Source organism: Cupriavidus sp. 2SB (assembly GCF_005503625.1).
Taxonomy (GTDB): Bacteria; Pseudomonadota; Gammaproteobacteria; order Burkholderiales; family Burkholderiaceae; genus Cupriavidus.
Window position 1 is genome coordinate 39,962 of sequence record NZ_SCMX01000019.1, and the last position, 15,849, is coordinate 55,810.

Annotated in this window: 14 protein-coding genes and 1 tRNA gene; 9 read left to right on the forward strand and 6 right to left on the reverse strand. The window is 63.3% G+C overall.

Going from position 1 to position 15,849, the window contains the following annotated elements:
• Nucleotides 1-6 precede the first annotated feature (6 nt).
• Nucleotides 7-1,059 (forward strand): serine/threonine protein kinase, encoded by a 1,053-nt coding sequence (locus FFS21_RS11490; RefSeq protein ID WP_137924973.1) that lies wholly within the window; start codon nucleotides 7-9, stop codon nucleotides 1,057-1,059.
• 9 nt (nucleotides 1,060-1,068) lie between these two features.
• On the opposite strand, the gene FFS21_RS11495 is transcribed toward FFS21_RS11490, so the two are convergent.
• The gene (locus tag FFS21_RS11495) at nucleotides 1,069-1,509 is read right to left on the reverse strand and encodes a universal stress protein (protein ID WP_137924974.1); all 441 of its coding nucleotides are present in this window, start codon (nucleotides 1,507-1,509) and stop codon (nucleotides 1,069-1,071) included.
• 322 nt (nucleotides 1,510-1,831) lie between these two features.
• Here FFS21_RS11495 and FFS21_RS11500 point away from each other — a divergent pair, with 322 nt between their 5' ends.
• Both FFS21_RS11500 and panP read left to right on the forward strand, forming a co-directional pair.
• Nucleotides 1,832-2,449, forward strand: a complete 618-nt coding sequence (locus tag FFS21_RS11500) for a response regulator transcription factor (RefSeq protein WP_137924975.1) — start codon at nucleotides 1,832-1,834, stop codon at nucleotides 2,447-2,449.
• A 133-nt stretch (nucleotides 2,450-2,582) separates the two neighbouring features.
• Nucleotides 2,583-4,259: a pyridoxal-dependent aspartate 1-decarboxylase PanP gene (panP, locus tag FFS21_RS11505; RefSeq protein WP_237380023.1), complete on the forward strand. Its 1,677-nt coding sequence runs from the start codon at nucleotides 2,583-2,585 to the stop codon at nucleotides 4,257-4,259.
• Nucleotides 4,260-4,383: 124 nt separating this feature from the next.
• Here panP and FFS21_RS11510 read toward each other — a convergent pair.
• The 5 genes from FFS21_RS11510 to FFS21_RS11530 all read right to left on the reverse strand — a co-directional run bounded on the left by FFS21_RS11510 (nucleotide 4,384) and on the right by FFS21_RS11530 (nucleotide 9,327).
• A tRNA-Met gene (locus FFS21_RS11510) sits at nucleotides 4,384-4,460 on the reverse strand.
• A gap of 209 nt (nucleotides 4,461-4,669) precedes the next feature.
• The gene (locus tag FFS21_RS11515) at nucleotides 4,670-6,361 is read right to left on the reverse strand and encodes an MFS transporter (RefSeq protein ID WP_137924977.1); all 1,692 of its coding nucleotides are present in this window, start codon (nucleotides 6,359-6,361) and stop codon (nucleotides 4,670-4,672) included.
• 300 nt (nucleotides 6,362-6,661) lie between these two features.
• Nucleotides 6,662-7,027 (reverse strand): DUF4212 domain-containing protein, encoded by a 366-nt coding sequence (locus FFS21_RS11520; RefSeq protein WP_137924978.1) that lies wholly within the window; start codon nucleotides 7,025-7,027, stop codon nucleotides 6,662-6,664.
• Nucleotides 7,024-8,598: a sensor histidine kinase gene (locus FFS21_RS11525; protein ID WP_137925015.1), complete on the reverse strand. Its 1,575-nt coding sequence runs from the start codon at nucleotides 8,596-8,598 to the stop codon at nucleotides 7,024-7,026. Before FFS21_RS11525 ends, FFS21_RS11520 begins: the two co-directional genes overlap by 4 nt.
• A gap of 39 nt (nucleotides 8,599-8,637) precedes the next feature.
• Nucleotides 8,638-9,327: a response regulator gene (locus FFS21_RS11530; protein WP_137924979.1), complete on the reverse strand. Its 690-nt coding sequence runs from the start codon at nucleotides 9,325-9,327 to the stop codon at nucleotides 8,638-8,640.
• 269 nt (nucleotides 9,328-9,596) lie between these two features.
• Here FFS21_RS11530 and recA point away from each other — a divergent pair, with 269 nt between their 5' ends.
• The 6 genes from recA to FFS21_RS11560 all read left to right on the forward strand — a co-directional run bounded on the left by recA (nucleotide 9,597) and on the right by FFS21_RS11560 (nucleotide 15,534).
• Nucleotides 9,597-10,655, forward strand: a complete 1,059-nt coding sequence (gene recA, locus FFS21_RS11535; RefSeq protein WP_137924980.1) for a recombinase RecA — start codon at nucleotides 9,597-9,599, stop codon at nucleotides 10,653-10,655.
• A 108-nt stretch (nucleotides 10,656-10,763) separates the two neighbouring features.
• Nucleotides 10,764-11,243: a recombination regulator RecX gene (gene recX / locus FFS21_RS11540; RefSeq protein WP_137924981.1), complete on the forward strand. Its 480-nt coding sequence runs from the start codon at nucleotides 10,764-10,766 to the stop codon at nucleotides 11,241-11,243.
• A 364-nt stretch (nucleotides 11,244-11,607) separates the two neighbouring features.
• Complete coding sequence (locus tag FFS21_RS11545; protein WP_137924982.1) at nucleotides 11,608-12,288, forward strand: DUF2889 domain-containing protein; 681 nt, start codon at nucleotides 11,608-11,610, stop codon at nucleotides 12,286-12,288.
• An 86-nt stretch (nucleotides 12,289-12,374) separates the two neighbouring features.
• Nucleotides 12,375-13,541, forward strand: a complete 1,167-nt coding sequence (gene sucC / locus FFS21_RS11550; RefSeq protein ID WP_130391007.1) for an ADP-forming succinate--CoA ligase subunit beta — start codon at nucleotides 12,375-12,377, stop codon at nucleotides 13,539-13,541.
• 68 nt (nucleotides 13,542-13,609) lie between these two features.
• A complete protein-coding gene (gene sucD, locus FFS21_RS11555; protein ID WP_130391006.1) occupies nucleotides 13,610-14,491 on the forward strand; it encodes a succinate--CoA ligase subunit alpha in 882 nt (293 codons plus the stop codon).
• A gap of 347 nt (nucleotides 14,492-14,838) precedes the next feature.
• Nucleotides 14,839-15,534: a TerC family protein gene (locus FFS21_RS11560; protein WP_137924983.1), complete on the forward strand. Its 696-nt coding sequence runs from the start codon at nucleotides 14,839-14,841 to the stop codon at nucleotides 15,532-15,534.
• Nucleotides 15,535-15,849: the final 315 nt, after the last annotated feature.

Consider the following 15,849-nt stretch of genomic DNA (forward strand, 5'->3'; position numbering starts at 1 on the left):
GCCGCCATGCAGACACCGGAAGCGCCCCAGTCCGATGACGATGTCCCGTATGCGGGACTCACGCCGGAGTGCATCCTCGATGCGCTGGAATCGGCGGGGTACTTTCCGGATGGCCGCCTGCTTGCGCTGAACAGTTACGAGAACCGCGTCTGGCAGGTCGGTATCGAGGATGCCTCGCCGATCATCGCCAAGTTCTATCGGCCCGGCCGATGGAGCGACGCGGCGATTGTCGAAGAACACGCGTTCGTGCAGCAACTGGCCGATACGGAGATTCCCGCCGTGCCGGCGCTGCGCGCCAGCCAGGGCGCCGGAATGCCCACCACGCTGCTGACGCACGAAGGTTTCCGCTTCGCGGTGTTTCCACGCTGCGGCGGCCGCGAGCCAGCGCTTGAGCGTCGCGAGACGCGCGAATGGCTGGGCCGCTTCATTGGCCGCATCCATGCCATGGGCGCGGCCACGCCGTATCAGGCGCGTCCCACGCTCGACATCGAATCGTTCGGCATCGCGCCGCGCGACTACCTGCTCTCCCACGACTGTATTCCTGCCGAACTGCTCGCGCCCTGGCGCGCAGCCGTCGACCTCGCGCTGGATGCCGTGCGCCGTTGCTACGACCGGGCCGGCGATGTACGCCTGCTGCGTCTGCATGGCGACTGCCATCGCGGCAACGTGCTCTGGATCGATGAAGAGGATGCGCGCGGCCGCGGTACGCCGGGTCCGCATTTCGTGGATTTCGACGACAGCCGGATGGGCCCCGCAGTGCAGGATCTCTGGATGCTTCTGGAGGGCGACCGTGCCGCCATGCAGGACCAGTTGGCCGATATCGTGGCTGGCTACGAGGACTTCGCGGAATTCGATACGCGCGAACTATGGCTCGTCGAGGCCCTGCGCACGCTGCGGCTGCTGCACTACAGTGCGTGGCTGGCCAGCCGCTGGCGCGATCCCGCGTTCCCGGCGGCGTTTCCGTGGTTCGGCACCGCGCGCTACTGGCAGGATCGCATCCTGGAATTGCGCGAACAGATCGCGCTGATGGACGAGCCGCCGCTCTGGGCGACGGCGTAAGCCACTTCTTCAGCGGGCGGACTTCTCCGCCTTCACCATGATCACCGGGCATGGCGCCAGCGCCAGCACGCGACCCGCCACCGACCCCAGTACGGCGTCGAAGAACGATCCGCGTCCATGCGTGCCCATCACAATGGCGTCGGCGCCAACGGATTTGGCGAGGCCCATGATCTTCTCGGGTGCGAAGCCATGCAGCGCATGGCGCTCGAACGGTACACCGGCACTTTCGAAAATCGCGCAGACCGAGGCCATGGCCTTGCCACTCTCCTCGTTGTGCCATGCATCGATCGTCTCCTTGTTGACGAATGCACGGACTCCCCCCGTGACATCCGGCGTTACGTGAACAACGTGGACGGTAAAGCCAGGCTGCAGCAGCTTGCCGTCGACAATGAATCTCGCGGCGGCATCGCTGAACGGGGAGCCGTCGGTGGCAAGTACGATCTGGGACATGGCGCAATCTCCTTGGTTGGGAAAAGACTGGCGCTGGGGGCGCCGCTGGAACCAGCATGGCACGTACAGGGTGCTTACACCGTAACTTAGATCAAATCCTATCGGAATTTTTAAGGATTTCACGATTGTCATGGTGATGGCGATGTGGTTGCTCCGCGCCCCGCCCAAATTCGGCGATGCGGAACTCGACGACACAATTCCGCAAAGACGGAAATTTCCGCAGAAATACTCGGACCTTTCCCACACGAATTCGAGACGTTTCCTTATCCGGCGCGCCCTCGGAAAAACTATGCTGTGGCTTGTTCGTTCACGGAGAACTGCAATGCCCAATGCTCTAGTTATCGACACCCATCCCGCCATCCGCCGCAACGCTCAGGCGGTACTGCAAGGTGAAGGCTTCGACGAGGTTCGCTTTGCCAGCGGTGGCATCGAGGCGCTGGACACGCTTCGCGCCCGTGCGGCGGATTTCGTCATGCTGGATCTCCAGATGGCGGACCTGCCCGGCGACGCCGTGCTGGAGGAAGTTGTGGCCAACTATCCGCTCACGCGCGTGCTGGTGCTCTCCGCACTACAGCAGGCTGCGGAACGCGCATTGCTGAGCGGCGCGCATGGTTATGTCGACAAGGGTGGCGGACTGGAGAACCTTGGTGACACCGTGCGCGCCGTGATGAGTGGCTACGCGTCGTTCCCGCTGTCGTCGCTGCCGACGATCCGCCGCGCCGCCATCAACCCCGCCGACCCGCGCGCGCTGCTGAGCCGCCGCGAGCTGACGGTACTGCGATTCCTCGCGGTCGGACATTCCAACAAGGCCATCTCGGACGCGCTCGGCATCAGCAACAAGACGGTCAGCTCGCACAAGACAAGCATCATGACCAAGCTCGGGTTCAATTCGCTGATCGATCTGGCGGAGTTCTCGCGACGGCATCAGTTGGCGTTCTGAGCGGGGCCGTCCGGGACGACATCGGGACCATGACGGGCCATTGCTGCCGCAGGATGGCCCGCCGGTTGACCAATCCGGCATAATCCCCAGTCAAATCAGTGCCGCCCTCGTAGCGGCATGGAATGACTGGGTGATGCAAATGAAGGCGGAGACTTCCCACGACGTTCGTGGAACGGCAGAGCACGAGGCACGCGCGGACAAGGTGATTGGCGCGGATGACGATTGCCCGCTGCACTGGTTCGATGCGGACCGTGGCGCGTTCGAAGATCTGGAACGCCGGATTGCCGAGCATCCTGCGGATTTCTTCGCTGGCGAAGATTTCGATCCGGTGGATGCCTGCACTACGCGCGAGGCGCAGTTTGCTTCGGTGGCGTTGCCCGAGGAACCCACCGCGCCGCAGGTTCACGCAGACCATCTGCTCCACGACGTGTTCCGGCACGTGATGCCCGTGGCGTCGCCGACGTTTATCGGCCATATGACGTCCTCCCTGCCGTCATTTATGCCATCGCTGGCAAAGATCGTGGCGGCGCTGAACCAGAACGTGGTGAAACTCGAAACCTCGGGCGCGCTGACCGGGCTGGAGCGACAGGTTGTTGGCATGCTGCACAACCTTGTCTTCGGGAGGGGCGACGACTTCTACGCGCGGTGGCTGCACGATGCCGAGCACTCGCTGGGCGCTTTCTGCGCGGGCGGCACCACCGCGAACCTCGCCGCGCTCTGGGCCAGCCGCAACAACACGCTGCGCGCCCGCGACGGGTTTGCAGGTGTGCACAGCGCAGGGCTGGCCGCGGCACTGCGCCACTATGGCTATGATGGGCTGGCGATCGTGGTTTCGGAGCGCGGTCACTACTCGCTGCGGAAAGCGGCCGACGTTCTCGGCATCGGGCGCGACAACCTCATCCCCGTTGGCGTCGATGCCGATGGCCGCATGCGCATCGACCTGCTTCGCGAGACGCTGCGGGATCTTGGTCAGCGCAATATCCGTGCGATGGCGATCGTCGGCATCGCCGGCTCGACCGAAACCGGTGCCGTCGATCCGCTCGACGCCATGGCCGATGTCGCGCAGGAGTTCGGCTGCCACTTTCATGTGGATGCTGCATGGGGTGGCGCCACGCTGCTTTCCACGCGCGAGCGGGGCCGCTTCGCCGGCATCGAGCGCGCGGACTCCGTCGTCATCGACGCCCACAAGCAGTTCTATGTACCGATGGGTGTCGGCATGGTGCTGTTCCGCGATCCCGCATGGACGCAAGACATCATCCAGCACGCCAACTACATCGTCCGGAAGGGATCGGTCGACCTGGGCCGCCATACGCTGGAGGGGTCCCGGGGCGCCGCAGCGGTGATGCTCTATGCCAACCTGCACCTGCTGGGCCGCAAGGGTCTGGCAAAGCTGATCGAAACGGGCATCGACAACGCGAAATACTTTGCCTCGCTGATCGAACAGCAACCCGACTTCGAACTCGACAGTCGGCCCCAGCTTTGCCTGCTGACCTACCGCTACGTGCCGGAAGCCGCGCGCGCCGCGCTGGCCTCGGCCACGACACCGGCGGATAAGCGCGAGCAGATCCAGCAGGCGCTGGATGCGCTGACCATCGACATCCAGGAAATGCAGCGCGAGGCCGGGCACTCCTTCGTGTCCCGCACACAACTGACCTCGTCTCAATGGGGCGGTCGCGCCATCGCCGTGTTCCGCGTAGTGCTGGCGAATCCGGATACCACGCGGGAGATTTTGCAAGGCGTGCTGGCGGAGCAGCGTGAACTGGCGGGGAAGAGTTTGAAGCTGGGAGCGCTGATGGGTCTGGTGGCCTAGCGCTCAACGACGTGAGGCAAAGGGGTGGCGCAACGGCTGGCGGGTCGTTCGCCGGCATCCCAAAGCCCGCACCCCCAAAGCAAAAAGCCGCAATCCCGTGAAGGACTGCGGCTTTTCTAATAGATGGTGGCGAATCAGGGATTCGAACCCCGGACCTGCGGATTATGATTCCGTCGCTCTAACCGGCTGAGCTAATTCGCCAACGAAGACCGCAATTATACCGTTGGATTGGCACCTGTCAACACCTTCATGACAACTTTCTGCAAGCTTCGGCAGGTGGCCGGAAAGCTGCCCAAAAAAATGGCAGACCCGAAGGTCTGCCTGGAAGGAGCGGCTGGCCTGGTTGGCCAGCCATCCTGAGCGAGGGTTACCGGTCCCTCCGATAAATCTTCTGCGTCCACTACCAGCCGTCAGTCGTTGGCGTAGATATCCACGTCCTTGGTCTCGCGGACGAACAGCGCGCCGACCACGAAGGTGATGGCCGCGATGACGATCGGGTACCAGAGGCCGTAGTAGATGTTGCCGTTCTGCGCCACCAGCGCGAAGGAGATGGTGGGGAGCAGGCCGCCGAACCAGCCGTTACCGATGTGGTACGGCAGGGACATCGACGAGTAGCGGATGCGGGTGGGGAACATTTCCACCAGCATGGCCGCGATAGGTCCGTAGACCATGGTCACGTAGATCACCAGGATGACCAGGATCACCAGCACCATGATCGTGTTCATCTGCGCGGGGTCCGCCTTGGTCGGGTAGCCGTGCGAGGTCATCTCGCTGCCAACCGCCTTCTTGAACTCCGCGATCTGCTTCTTGCTGGCGTCGTCGAACGCGCCACCGGCCACGTTGGCGTCGAAGGACTTGATTTCCTTGTCGCCGATCTTGACCGAGGCCACCGTGCCGGCCGGTGCTTCCACCACCTCGTAGCTGGCCGATGCCTGGGCAAGCGTACGCTTGACGATGTCGCACGAGCTGCGGAAGTCGATCTCGCGGGCAATCGGGCTACCCTGGAACGAGCAGGTCTTCGGGTCTGCCGTCACCACGATCTGTGCCGACTGCTGGGCGCGTTCCAGTGCCGGGTTGGCGTAGTGCGTCAGCGCCTTGAACAGCGGGAAGTACGTGCACACGGCCAGTGCGCAACCGAGCATGATGATCCACTTGCGGCCGATCTTGTCCGACAGGGAGCCGAAGAAGATGAAGAACGGCGTGCCGATCACCAGGGCGCCGGCAATCAGCAGGTTGGCCGTCTTGGCATCTACCTTGAGCACCTGGGTCAGGAAGAACAGCGCGTAGAACTGGCCCGTGTACCAGACCACGGCCTGGCCGGCGGTCAGGCCCACCAGCGCCAGGATCACGATCTTCAGGTTACGCCATTGGCCGAAGGCTTCGGTCAGCGGTGCCTTCGAGGTCTTGCCCTCGGCCTTCATCTTCTGGAAGGCCGGCGATTCGCTCATGGACAGGCGGATGTACACCGACACGGCCAGCAGCAGGATCGAGAGCAGGAACGGAATGCGCCAGCCCCAGACTTCGAATGCCGGACCCGTCAGTTCGCGGCACAGCAGGATCACGATCAGCGACAGGAACAGGCCCATCGTCGCAGTGGTCTGGATCCACGCGGTGTAGGCGCCGCGCTTGCCGTGCGGAGCGTGCTCGGCCACGTAGGTAGCCGCGCCGCCGTACTCGCCGCCGAGTGCCAGGCCCTGCAGCATGCGCAGCAGGATCAGGATGATCGGGGCCGCCCAGCCGATGGTGGCATAGCCGGGCAGCAGGCCGACGACGAACGTCGACACGCCCATGATCAGGATCGTGACGAGGAACGTGTACTTGCGGCCGATCATGTCACCCAGGCGGCCGAACACCAGCGCGCCGAACGGTCGCACGATGAAGCCCGCAGCGAATGCCAGCAGCGCGAAGATGAATGCCGAGGTCGGGTCCAGGCCCGCGAAGAACTGCTTGGCGATGATGGCCGCCAGCGAACCGTACAGGTAAAAGTCGTACCACTCGAAAACCGTGCCGAGGGAAGAGGCCATAATGACCTTTTTCTCTTCCTTCGTCATCGGCGCATTGCTGGCGGACGATACCGTCCCCACGTTTTGCGCGTTTGCCATTTATTGTCTCCTCCGTTTGACGTCGTTCCGTCGAAATGGTCCCTGGTGCCGGGCCATGCCATATGCGCGTGCCGGCCCATACACCAAAGCTGGAACGATTGTGGGAGGCGAAACTTACTGCGTTCTGACAGAAGTTCTGCAAACGCCGCGGAATGCGTCGGGGTATACGCTACTCGGCGCGAGCCACCGGCAACGGGCGAATTTGCTGCGATGCGGGGCGATTCCCGCGCGTGCCGCATGGCACTGCGCGCAAACGCGCTCTTGCTCTGCAGCATGGCGTGCGGCGGTTCGCGAAAACCCTTACACGGAGGGCAGATCCGCCGAGCGGGGTTTGTCAGGAACGGCGGGCGCTGGCGAGGGCGATGCAACTGACGCCGCGCGGACCTCTGCCTCGATGCGCTCACGCTCATGCAATGCGTCATCGGCCCGATTCATGCGCCAGGCGTAGAGCGCGGCCATCAACACGTAGAGGATCAGTGCCCCCTGCGCGCCCATCCAGTACGAGAATGGCCAGCCCATGAAGTCGAAGCGCAGTTCGCGCGCGAACCAGCTCACGCCGAACGTCATGACAAACCATACGGCCAGCAACCCGACGATCCAGCGCACGTTGTGGCGCCACGACCTGCGTTCGAGCGGCGTCATCCTGTCACGCGGTGGCTTTTTCATGCGAGCGCTTCCTCTGACGGCGTACGGCGCAGCGTGATGCGCAGCCGCGTGCCGGCCAGCCGTGGCGATGTTTGATACACGTGGTCGTCGATCGTTACCTCGCCGCCATGCTGCTGCACGATCTCGCGCACGATGGCCAGTCCGAGGCCACTGCCTTCGGTATTGGTGCCCAGCACGCGGTAGAAACGCTCCATCACGCGTTCGCGTTCGGCCGGCGCGATGCCAGGGCCGGTGTCTTCCACATCGAGATACGCGAAGGGCTCGAACGCATCGGTGGTCACGCGTACCGTGGCGTGGCCACCGGCAGGCGTGTAGCGGATGGCGTTGTCGAGCAGGTTGTTCAGCATCTCGGTCAGCATGAGCCGGTTGCCGGTGATGAGCACCGCGTGCTCGTCGGCTTCCAGGCCCAGGTCGATGCGGCGCGCCCATGCCTGCGGCAGCCAATCCTTCACCACGTCGCGCGCGAGTGCGGCCAGGTCCAGCGGCACCATGCCACCGGCGCCAGCGAGGTTCTCCATTCGTGCGAGAGACAGCAACTGCGTGACGAGGTGCGCCGTGCGTTCCGAACTGCCGGCGATCTGCGCGAGCGAGCGCCGCAACTCTTCGGGCGACTGCTCGCGCTGCGCCAGTTCGGCCTGCATGCGCAGCCCCGCGAGCGGCGTCTTCATCTGGTGCGCGGCATCGGCAATGAAACGCTTCTGCGTCTGCACGGACTGGTCGAGTTGCGCGAGCAGTCCGTTGAACGATGCCACCAGTGGTGTGATTTCCTGAGGCGCGGCGCGTTCATCGATGGGGCTTGTGTCACCGGGATTGCGCGCGCGGATGCGCTGCTGGATCGCCGTGAGCGGCGCGAGTCCGCGCGAGAGGCCGAACCACACCAGCACCACGGCAAGCGGCAGGATCACGAACTGCGGCAGGATCACACCCTTGATGATTTCATTGGCCAGCCGTGCGCGCTTGTCGAGCGTTTCGGCCACCTGTATCAGCACGTGCTGCGGACCGCCAACGTTCTTGAGATCGACGTAGGTATAGGCCACACGCACGTCGTTGCCTGCCACGCGATCGTCGCGCATCGACACCAGGCCAGCGTGGCCCTGTTCGTCTTCGGGCGGCAGCGGCAGGTCGTGATCGCCGGCCACGTATTCACCGCGCCGGCCCACCACCTGGTAATAGATGTTGTCGGTCTCGTCCGCGCGCAGGATCTCGCGCGCCGAGAGCGGCAGTTGCAGCGTCACGCGGCCATTCACTTCGCGCACCTGCTGCGAGAGCACGATGGCGCTGGCTTCGAGCGCACGGTCGAATGGCCCGTTGGCGATGGACTTGGCTACAAGGTACGTGACCGCGATGCTCATCGGCCAGAGCAGCAGCAGCGGTGCCAGCATCCAGTCGAGGATCTCACCGAACAGCGAGCGCGGCGCGGGATGCGCGGAGGTTTCCTCGAGGTGAGGCAAAGCGTCGGCCAGCGCCGCGTCATCGGCGGCGGCATCCGCCAGTGTCGGGTGGGCCGGTTCGGGCTTGCGGGTGGCGCCGTCGGCGGCCTGGCGTCGCCACGGCAATCGCAGCAGACTCAAACGGCTCATGCATGCCTCATACGCGCTGCGTCAGCCAGGTCAATCATGAGCGGCCAGCGCCGGCTGGAATTTTTCGAGGCAGTAGCCCAGCCCGCGTACTGTGGCGATGCGGATGCCACCCACCTCGATCTTTTTGCGCAGGCGGTGTACGTAGACTTCGATGGCATTGTTGCTGACTTCCTCGCCCCATTCGCAGAGATGGTCGACGAGTTGCTCCTTCGAGACCAGCCGCCCGCTACGCGTGAGCAGGATCTCCAGCAGGCCGATCTCGCGCGCGGAGAGGTCCAGCATCTGCTCGTTGAGATAGGCGATGCGGCCCACCTGGTCGAAGGCCAGCGGCCCATGGCGCATCAGCGTGGCGCCGCCGCCGGCACCGCGCCGCACCAGCGCCCGCACGCGCGCCTCCAGTTCGGACAGCGCGAACGGCTTGGCCATGTAGTCGTCGGCGCCGAGGTCCAATCCCTTCACGCGCTCGTCCACGCCATCGGCAGCAGTCAGGATCAGCACCGGCAGCATGGCGCCGCGCGTGCGCAGCCGCTTGAGCACCTCCAGGCCGGGCATGCGGGGCAGGCCCAGGTCCAGGATCAGCAGGTCGAAAGTCTGCGTGGACAGCGCCGAATCGGCTTCCACGCCATTGGCGACATGATCCACTGCATAGCCCGACTGGCGCAGGGAGCGAGTGAGGCCGTCGGCCAGTACATCGTCGTCTTCGGCGATCAGAATCCGCATGGTTGTCTCCACCCTTGTCCAGCTTTTTATGGCCTGGCATCGCCGGCCACCGGCTGCGGTACCGGAGGGGCTTGCCAAGCATACTGTTTTTTTATACAGTACTCGACATTCCGCGTCCGGTCTCCGAAAGGGAGGGGCGCGGGGCCGAGCAGGGCGCCAAAGGGTTCAAACTCCTCCGATATCAATCGGAAAAGTCTTGAAAATCAGGCGCCGCGCCGCATGCGGCCTATTTATACACCAATTGCTACCTATTGAACTGAAGGACGACCATGGACGACAAGAAGGCCGGCGCCGGCGTGAGCGCTGAGAAGCAGAAGGCGCTTGCCGCCGCGCTCTCCCAGATCGAGAAGCAGTTCGGCAAAGGCTCGATCATGCGCCTGGGCGACGGCGACGTGGAGCAGGATATCCAGGTGGTGTCCACCGGCTCGCTGGGCCTGGACATCGCGCTGGGTGTCGGTGGCCTGCCGCGCGGCCGTGTGGTGGAAATCTATGGCCCGGAATCGTCGGGCAAGACCACGCTGACGCTGCAGGTTGTGGCCGAGATGCAGAAGCTGGGCGGCACCTGCGCGTTTATCGACGCGGAACACGCGCTGGATGTGCAGTACGCGGGCAAACTCGGCGTCGACGTCGGCAACCTGCTGATTTCGCAGCCGGATACCGGAGAGCAAGCCCTGGAAATCACCGATGCGCTGGTGCGCTCGGGCTCGATCGACCTGATCGTGATCGACTCGGTGGCCGCATTGGTGCCGAAGGCCGAAATCGAAGGCGAAATGGGCGATTCGCTGCCCGGCCTGCAGGCCCGCCTGATGAGCCAGGCGCTGCGCAAGCTGACCGGCACCATCAAGCGTACGAACTGCCTGGTGATCTTCATCAACCAGATCCGCATGAAGATCGGTGTGATGTTTGGTTCGCCTGAAACCACCACTGGCGGTAACGCGCTGAAGTTTTACGCCTCGGTGCGTCTGGACATCCGCCGTATCGGCTCGATCAAGAAGGGCGACGAGGTCATCGGCAACGAAACCAAGGTCAAGGTGGTCAAGAACAAGGTTTCGCCACCGTTCCGCGAGGCATTCTTCGACATCCTGTACGGCCAGGGCATCTCGCGCCAGGGCGAAATCATCGACCTCGGCGTGGACGCGAAGATCGTCGAGAAGTCGGGTGCCTGGTACAGCTACAACGGCGAGAAGATCGGTCAGGGCAAGGACAACGCTCGCGAATACCTGCGCGAGAACCCCGATATCGCCAACGAGATCGAGAACAAGGTCCGTGCGGCGCTGGGCGTGGCACTGACCAACGGCGCCACGGCGCCGGCCGAAATCGAAGGTTAAGCCGGCCGATTGCAGCAAGACAGCAGGAAAGCCGTCGCATGGTTGTGCGGCGGCTTTTTTGTTTCTGATGTGTCCTGATGACTGTTTTACCCAAGCCAAGCCGTATCGATGCCCCGTCCCCCGCTATCCCTCAAGGCCCGTGCCGTGGGCTACCTGTCACGTCGTGAGCACAGTCGGGTTGAACTGGCTCGCAAGTTGGCGCCGCACGCCGAGTCGGCCGAACAGGTAGAGGCTTTGCTGGATGCGCTGGAGCGCGAGAACTGGCTCTCCAATGATCGGTTCGTCGACAGCCTCGTACATCGGCGAGCCGCCCGATACGGCAGCGCGCGCGTCATGCAGGAAGCGAAGACCCACCAACTGGGCGGCGACCAGCTACGCGACCTGCAGGATCGATTGCGTGATACGGAACTGGAGCGAGCGACCGAGGTTTGGCGCAAACGCTTCGGCACGCCACCCGACTCCCCGGAAGCGCGGGCCAAGCAGATCCGCTTCATGATGGCACGCGGATTCTCGCGGACGGTGATCGGAAAGATCCTGCGCGGGGCCGAGGACGACTTCCCTGAAGGGGATGAAAACGCCGAGGAGTAGCCACCTGCATACCTGCGTACGCATAAGGGGTATTTGTGCGGACGTCAAGGCGGTTGTCGTACCACTGGTGCAACGCAGCGCCGAAACGCGCCGCGCGGCGGATTCCCTTGTGTGGGGCGGGTTTGCCGGCTTTGTCGATGCAACAATCGACGCCGGACAGTCTGTCGCGCAGGATGTTCCGGGTCAAAGCGGTTCGGCATGTTAAACTCCACGAGTTCTCCGGCCCAAGGCGGCCGTCCGGCCGATTCGTTGAAGATTCAAGGAGTGGCCAGACCGAGTGCCAGGTAGTCCGGGCCACGGAGTCCACCGCGAATTTCGCCCCCCATTTCTGCCACAACAGCCTGCCGCGTCAGCCCCTGGTGTCATGCCGCTTTCCCCGCCCGTCAATCGAGCCATGCGTCACCGCCGTGCCATCACGGCTGAGGCGTATTTGCGGGAAGACGGCCTGTGGGACATCGAAGCACGCCTGACCGACACCAAGCCGCGCGACATCGAGCTGGCCGGCAATCGCATCCGTCCCGAAGGCCAGCCGCTGCACGACCTGTGGCTACGCGTCACCGTGGATCTGCGCCTGAATATTGTCGATGCCGAGGCATGTTCCGATTGGGTGCCTTATCCGACGCACTGCGACACCATTGGTCCCGCCTATCGTCAGTTGATCGGCCTGAACCTCATGAAGGGGTTCCGCAAGGCGGTGCGCGAGCGGCTCGGCAGCGTGGCGGGTTGCAGCCATCTCACGGAACTGGCCGGCGTGCTGCCGACCACCGCTATTCAGGCTTTCGCCGGCGACGTCTTCAAGATTCGCGACGGCGAGGGTGACGGCACCGATCCCAATCCCGAACCGCCGATGCAGCTTCATGGCTGTCACGCCTTGCATTTCGAGGGCGAGGTGGTTCGCAAGTTTTACCCGCGCTGGTATGGTCACCAGCCGAAACCGAGAGCCGGCGCCGTGGCGTCGTCCCCCCAGAGCGCGTCACGCGCCGATGCCTCGGCATCAGGTGGGGGGGAGACCCAGGTCCACCGGCCCAACGGTACGTCGGGCTGACCGTCACGGTCGGCTCAGGAACAGGCGAAAGCCCTTCGATTCCAAATTTTTCCCATCCCTTTACGCCTACCCGAAAGGAAACACGCATGAATATCCATGAGTACCAAGGCAAGGAAATCCTGCGCAAATACAATGTGCCGGTTCCGCGCGGCATCCCGGCTTTCTCGGTCGAAGAGGCCCTGAAGGCGGCTGAACAGCTCGGCGGCCCGGTGTGGGTCGTCAAGGCACAGATCCACGCAGGCGGCCGCGGCAAGGGCGGCGGCGTGAAGGTGGCCAAGAGCATCGAGGACGTCAAGACCTACGCCACGAACATCCTGGGCATGACCCTGGTGACGCACCAGACCGGCCCGGAAGGCAAGAAGGTCAATCGCCTGCTGATCGAAGAAGGCGCGGACATCAAGAAGGAACTGTACGTTTCGCTGGTCGTGGACCGCGTGTCGCAGAAGGTGGCCCTGATGGCATCGAGCGAAGGCGGCATGGACATCGAGGAAGTGGCTGCCCACAGCCCGGAAAAGATCCACACGCTGCTGGTGGATCCGGCTGAAGGCCTGAAGGATTCGGACGCAGACGACATCGCCCGCAAGATCGGCGTGCCCGACGCAAGCGTGCCGCAGGCCCGCCAGGCACTGCAAGGTCTGTACAAGGCGTTCTGGGACACCGACGCTTCGCTGGCCGAAATCAACCCGCTGATCCTGACCGGCGACGGCAAGGTCATCGCTCTGGACGCCAAGTTCAACTTCGACTCGAACGCACTGTTCCGTCACCCGGAAATCGTTGCGTACCGTGACTTGGACGAAGAAGACGCCAACGAAATCGAAGCCTCGAAGTTCGACCTGGCCTACATCTCGCTCGACGGCAACATCGGCTGCCTGGTGAACGGCGCCGGCCTGGCCATGGCCACGATGGACACCATCAAGCTGTTCGGCGGCGAGCCGGCCAACTTCCTGGACGTGGGCGGTGGTGCCACGACCGAGAAGGTGACTGAAGCCTTCAAGCTGATGCTGAAGAACCCGAACGTAGAAGCCATCCTGGTGAACATCTTCGGCGGCATCATGCGCTGCGACGTGATCGCCGAAGGCGTGATCTCGGCCTCGAAGGCTGTTCAGCTGGGCGTGCCGCTGGTCGTCCGCATGAAGGGCACGAACGAAGACCTGGGCAAGAAGATGCTGGCCGAATCCGGTCTGCCGATCATTTCGGCTGACACGATGGAAGAAGCTGCCCAGAAGGTCGTGGCCGCTGCCGCTGGCAAGTAAGGACAACTGCGTTGCCGTCAGGCCAGCGTGAACGACGGGCCGGGCGGGACGACTAAAAGGACTAGCAAATGAGCATTCTGATCAACAAGGACACGAAGGTCATCACCCAGGGTATCACCGGCAAGACCGGACAGTTCCACACCCGTGGCTGCCGTGACTATGCCAACGGCAAGAACGCGTTCGTTGCCGGCGTGAACCCGAAGAAGGCCGGCGAAGACTTCGAAGGCATTCCCATCTACGCCAGCGTCAAGGACGCCAAGGAGCAGACGGGTGCCACGGTGTCCGTCATCTACGTGCCGCCCGCAGGCGCTGCTGCCGCCATCTGGGAAGCCGTCGACGCCGACCTGGATCTGGTGGTCTGCATTACCGAAGGCATCCCCGTCCGCGACATGATGGAAGTCAAGGACAAGATGCGTAAGCAGAACAAGAAGACCCTGCTGCTGGGACCGAACTGCCCGGGCCTGATCACGCCGGACGAAATCAAGATCGGCATCATGCCGGGTCACATCCACCGCAAGGGCCGCATCGGCGTGGTGTCGCGCTCGGGCACGCTGACGTACGAAGCCGTGGGCCAGCTGACCGCGTTGGGCCTGGGCCAGTCGTCGGCTGTCGGTATCGGCGGCGACCCGATCAACGGTCTGAAGCACATCGACGTGATGAAGATGTTCAACGACGATCCGGATACGGACGCCGTGGTCATGATCGGTGAAATCGGTGGTCCGGACGAAGCCAACGCGGCTTACTGGATCAAGGAAAACATGAAGAAGCCGGTGGTTGGCTTCATCGCTGGCGTGACCGCGCCTCCGGGCAAGCGCATGGGCCACGCCGGCGCGCTGATCTCGGGCGGTGCCGATACGGCACAGGCCAAGCTGGAAATCATGGAATCCTGCGGCATCACCGTGACCAAGAACCCGTCGGAAATGGCGCGCCTGCTGAAGGCAATGCTGTAAGCCATACCGATGACGCCGTGCCGCATGTGCCGAATCAGACGCATGCGGTGGGGTGATCTCTCGCTGCCACATATTGCCTTGATCGGTGTGATCGGGGCGGCATGATGGCTGCAAACGTTGCCCCCGCCGTTGCTGGCGGGGGCAACGTCATTCTGGCGATGCGTGTCATAGGGGTATATCCCAACATTACAGCGTTGTCATTGAAACCGAATCGAAAGGTTCGTGCGATAAATCTTCATGTCTGATATCTCAGACATCCGAATGTCCGCAGTGGCCGAGGCTGGTCCGATCATCGACCTGTCCGCCGTGGGCACGGAACATAACTTTGAAATTCGAGGAGTCTTGCCGTGGAATTGTTGTCCAGCAGCACGTTCTGGCTTGCGCTGGGTTCGATCATCCTGACCAACATCGTCCTGTCGGGCGATAACGCCGTGGTGATCGCGCTCGCATCGCGCAACCTGCCCCCTGCCCAGCAGAAGAAGGCCATTTTCTGGGGTAGCGCCGCCGCCATCATCATGCGGGTGGTACTGACCGTGGCCGCAGTGAAGCTGCTGAGCCTGCCGTACCTGAAGATCGTCGGCGCCGTGCTGCTGGTCTACATCGGCGTGCAACTGCTGACGGGCGACGACGGCGAAGACGGCCATGACGCCAAGGACAACATCTGGGCCGCGATCCGCACCATCCTGATCGCCGACCTGGTCATGTCGCTGGACAACGTGGTGGCAGTGGCTGCCGCCGCGCAGAAGGGCCCGGAAGGCAGCCAGCTGATGCTGCTGATCATCGGCCTGGGTCTGTCGATTCCGCTGATTGTCTTCGGTAGCACGCTGCTGCTGAAGGTGATGGAGCGCTTCCCGATCATCATCGTGCTGGGCGCCGCGCTGCTGGGCTACCTGGCTGGCGAAATGCTGGTCAGCGATCCGGTGGATGCCGCCTGGTTCGAAGTGCACGTACCGCACGCCCACCTTGTGTTCGGCATCGCTGGCGCGGTGCTGGTGGTGCTGGTCGGCAAGCTGTTGCAGCGTCGCAACGCGCAGCCTGCCTGATATCGCACGAAACATCGCGAGCCAAAAAGCCTTGTGAAACGGGCGACCCGCAAGGGGTCGCCCGTTTTGTTTTTGTGCTCCCGTTTTCGTGTCGGACCGTACGGCATCTCCTCCTCGGACTTCTGCGAATTTTCAGACGGGTCGAGTAGCCGGATCCGTTTGACATCAGCAAGGAGGGGCGCAGGACTCGTCCGCATGGCGGTGATGAAAACGCGCGAGTAAGGAGAGCGTAGGAATCTTCCGAATACTGCGGACTGTGTCCCTTGATGAGTCCAGACAGTCTGGGCTGGGCCCAGCGTGCCTGCCAAAAAAGAC

Excerpts from the sequence above, each read along its gene's own strand:
- FFS21_RS11490 (WP_137924973.1), top strand. The coding sequence starts at position 7 with ATGCAGACACCGGAAGCGCCCCAGTCCGATGACGATGTCCCGTATGCG.
- FFS21_RS11495 (WP_137924974.1), bottom strand. The coding sequence starts at position 1,509 with ATGTCCCAGATCGTACTTGCCACCGACGGCTCCCCGTTCAGCGATGCC.
- FFS21_RS11500 (WP_137924975.1), top strand. The coding sequence starts at position 1,832 with ATGCCCAATGCTCTAGTTATCGACACCCATCCCGCCATCCGCCGCAAC.
- panP (WP_237380023.1), top strand. The coding sequence starts at position 2,583 with ATGCAAATGAAGGCGGAGACTTCCCACGACGTTCGTGGAACGGCAGAG.
- FFS21_RS11515 (WP_137924977.1), bottom strand. The coding sequence starts at position 6,361 with ATGGCAAACGCGCAAAACGTGGGGACGGTATCGTCCGCCAGCAATGCG.
- FFS21_RS11520 (WP_137924978.1), bottom strand. The coding sequence starts at position 7,027 with ATGAAAAAGCCACCGCGTGACAGGATGACGCCGCTCGAACGCAGGTCG.
- FFS21_RS11530 (WP_137924979.1), bottom strand. The coding sequence starts at position 9,327 with ATGCGGATTCTGATCGCCGAAGACGACGATGTACTGGCCGACGGCCTC.
- recA (WP_137924980.1), top strand. The coding sequence starts at position 9,597 with ATGGACGACAAGAAGGCCGGCGCCGGCGTGAGCGCTGAGAAGCAGAAG.
- recX (WP_137924981.1), top strand. The coding sequence starts at position 10,764 with ATGCCCCGTCCCCCGCTATCCCTCAAGGCCCGTGCCGTGGGCTACCTG.
- FFS21_RS11545 (WP_137924982.1), top strand. The coding sequence starts at position 11,608 with ATGCCGCTTTCCCCGCCCGTCAATCGAGCCATGCGTCACCGCCGTGCC.
- sucC (WP_130391007.1), top strand. The coding sequence starts at position 12,375 with ATGAATATCCATGAGTACCAAGGCAAGGAAATCCTGCGCAAATACAAT.
- sucD (WP_130391006.1), top strand. The coding sequence starts at position 13,610 with ATGAGCATTCTGATCAACAAGGACACGAAGGTCATCACCCAGGGTATC.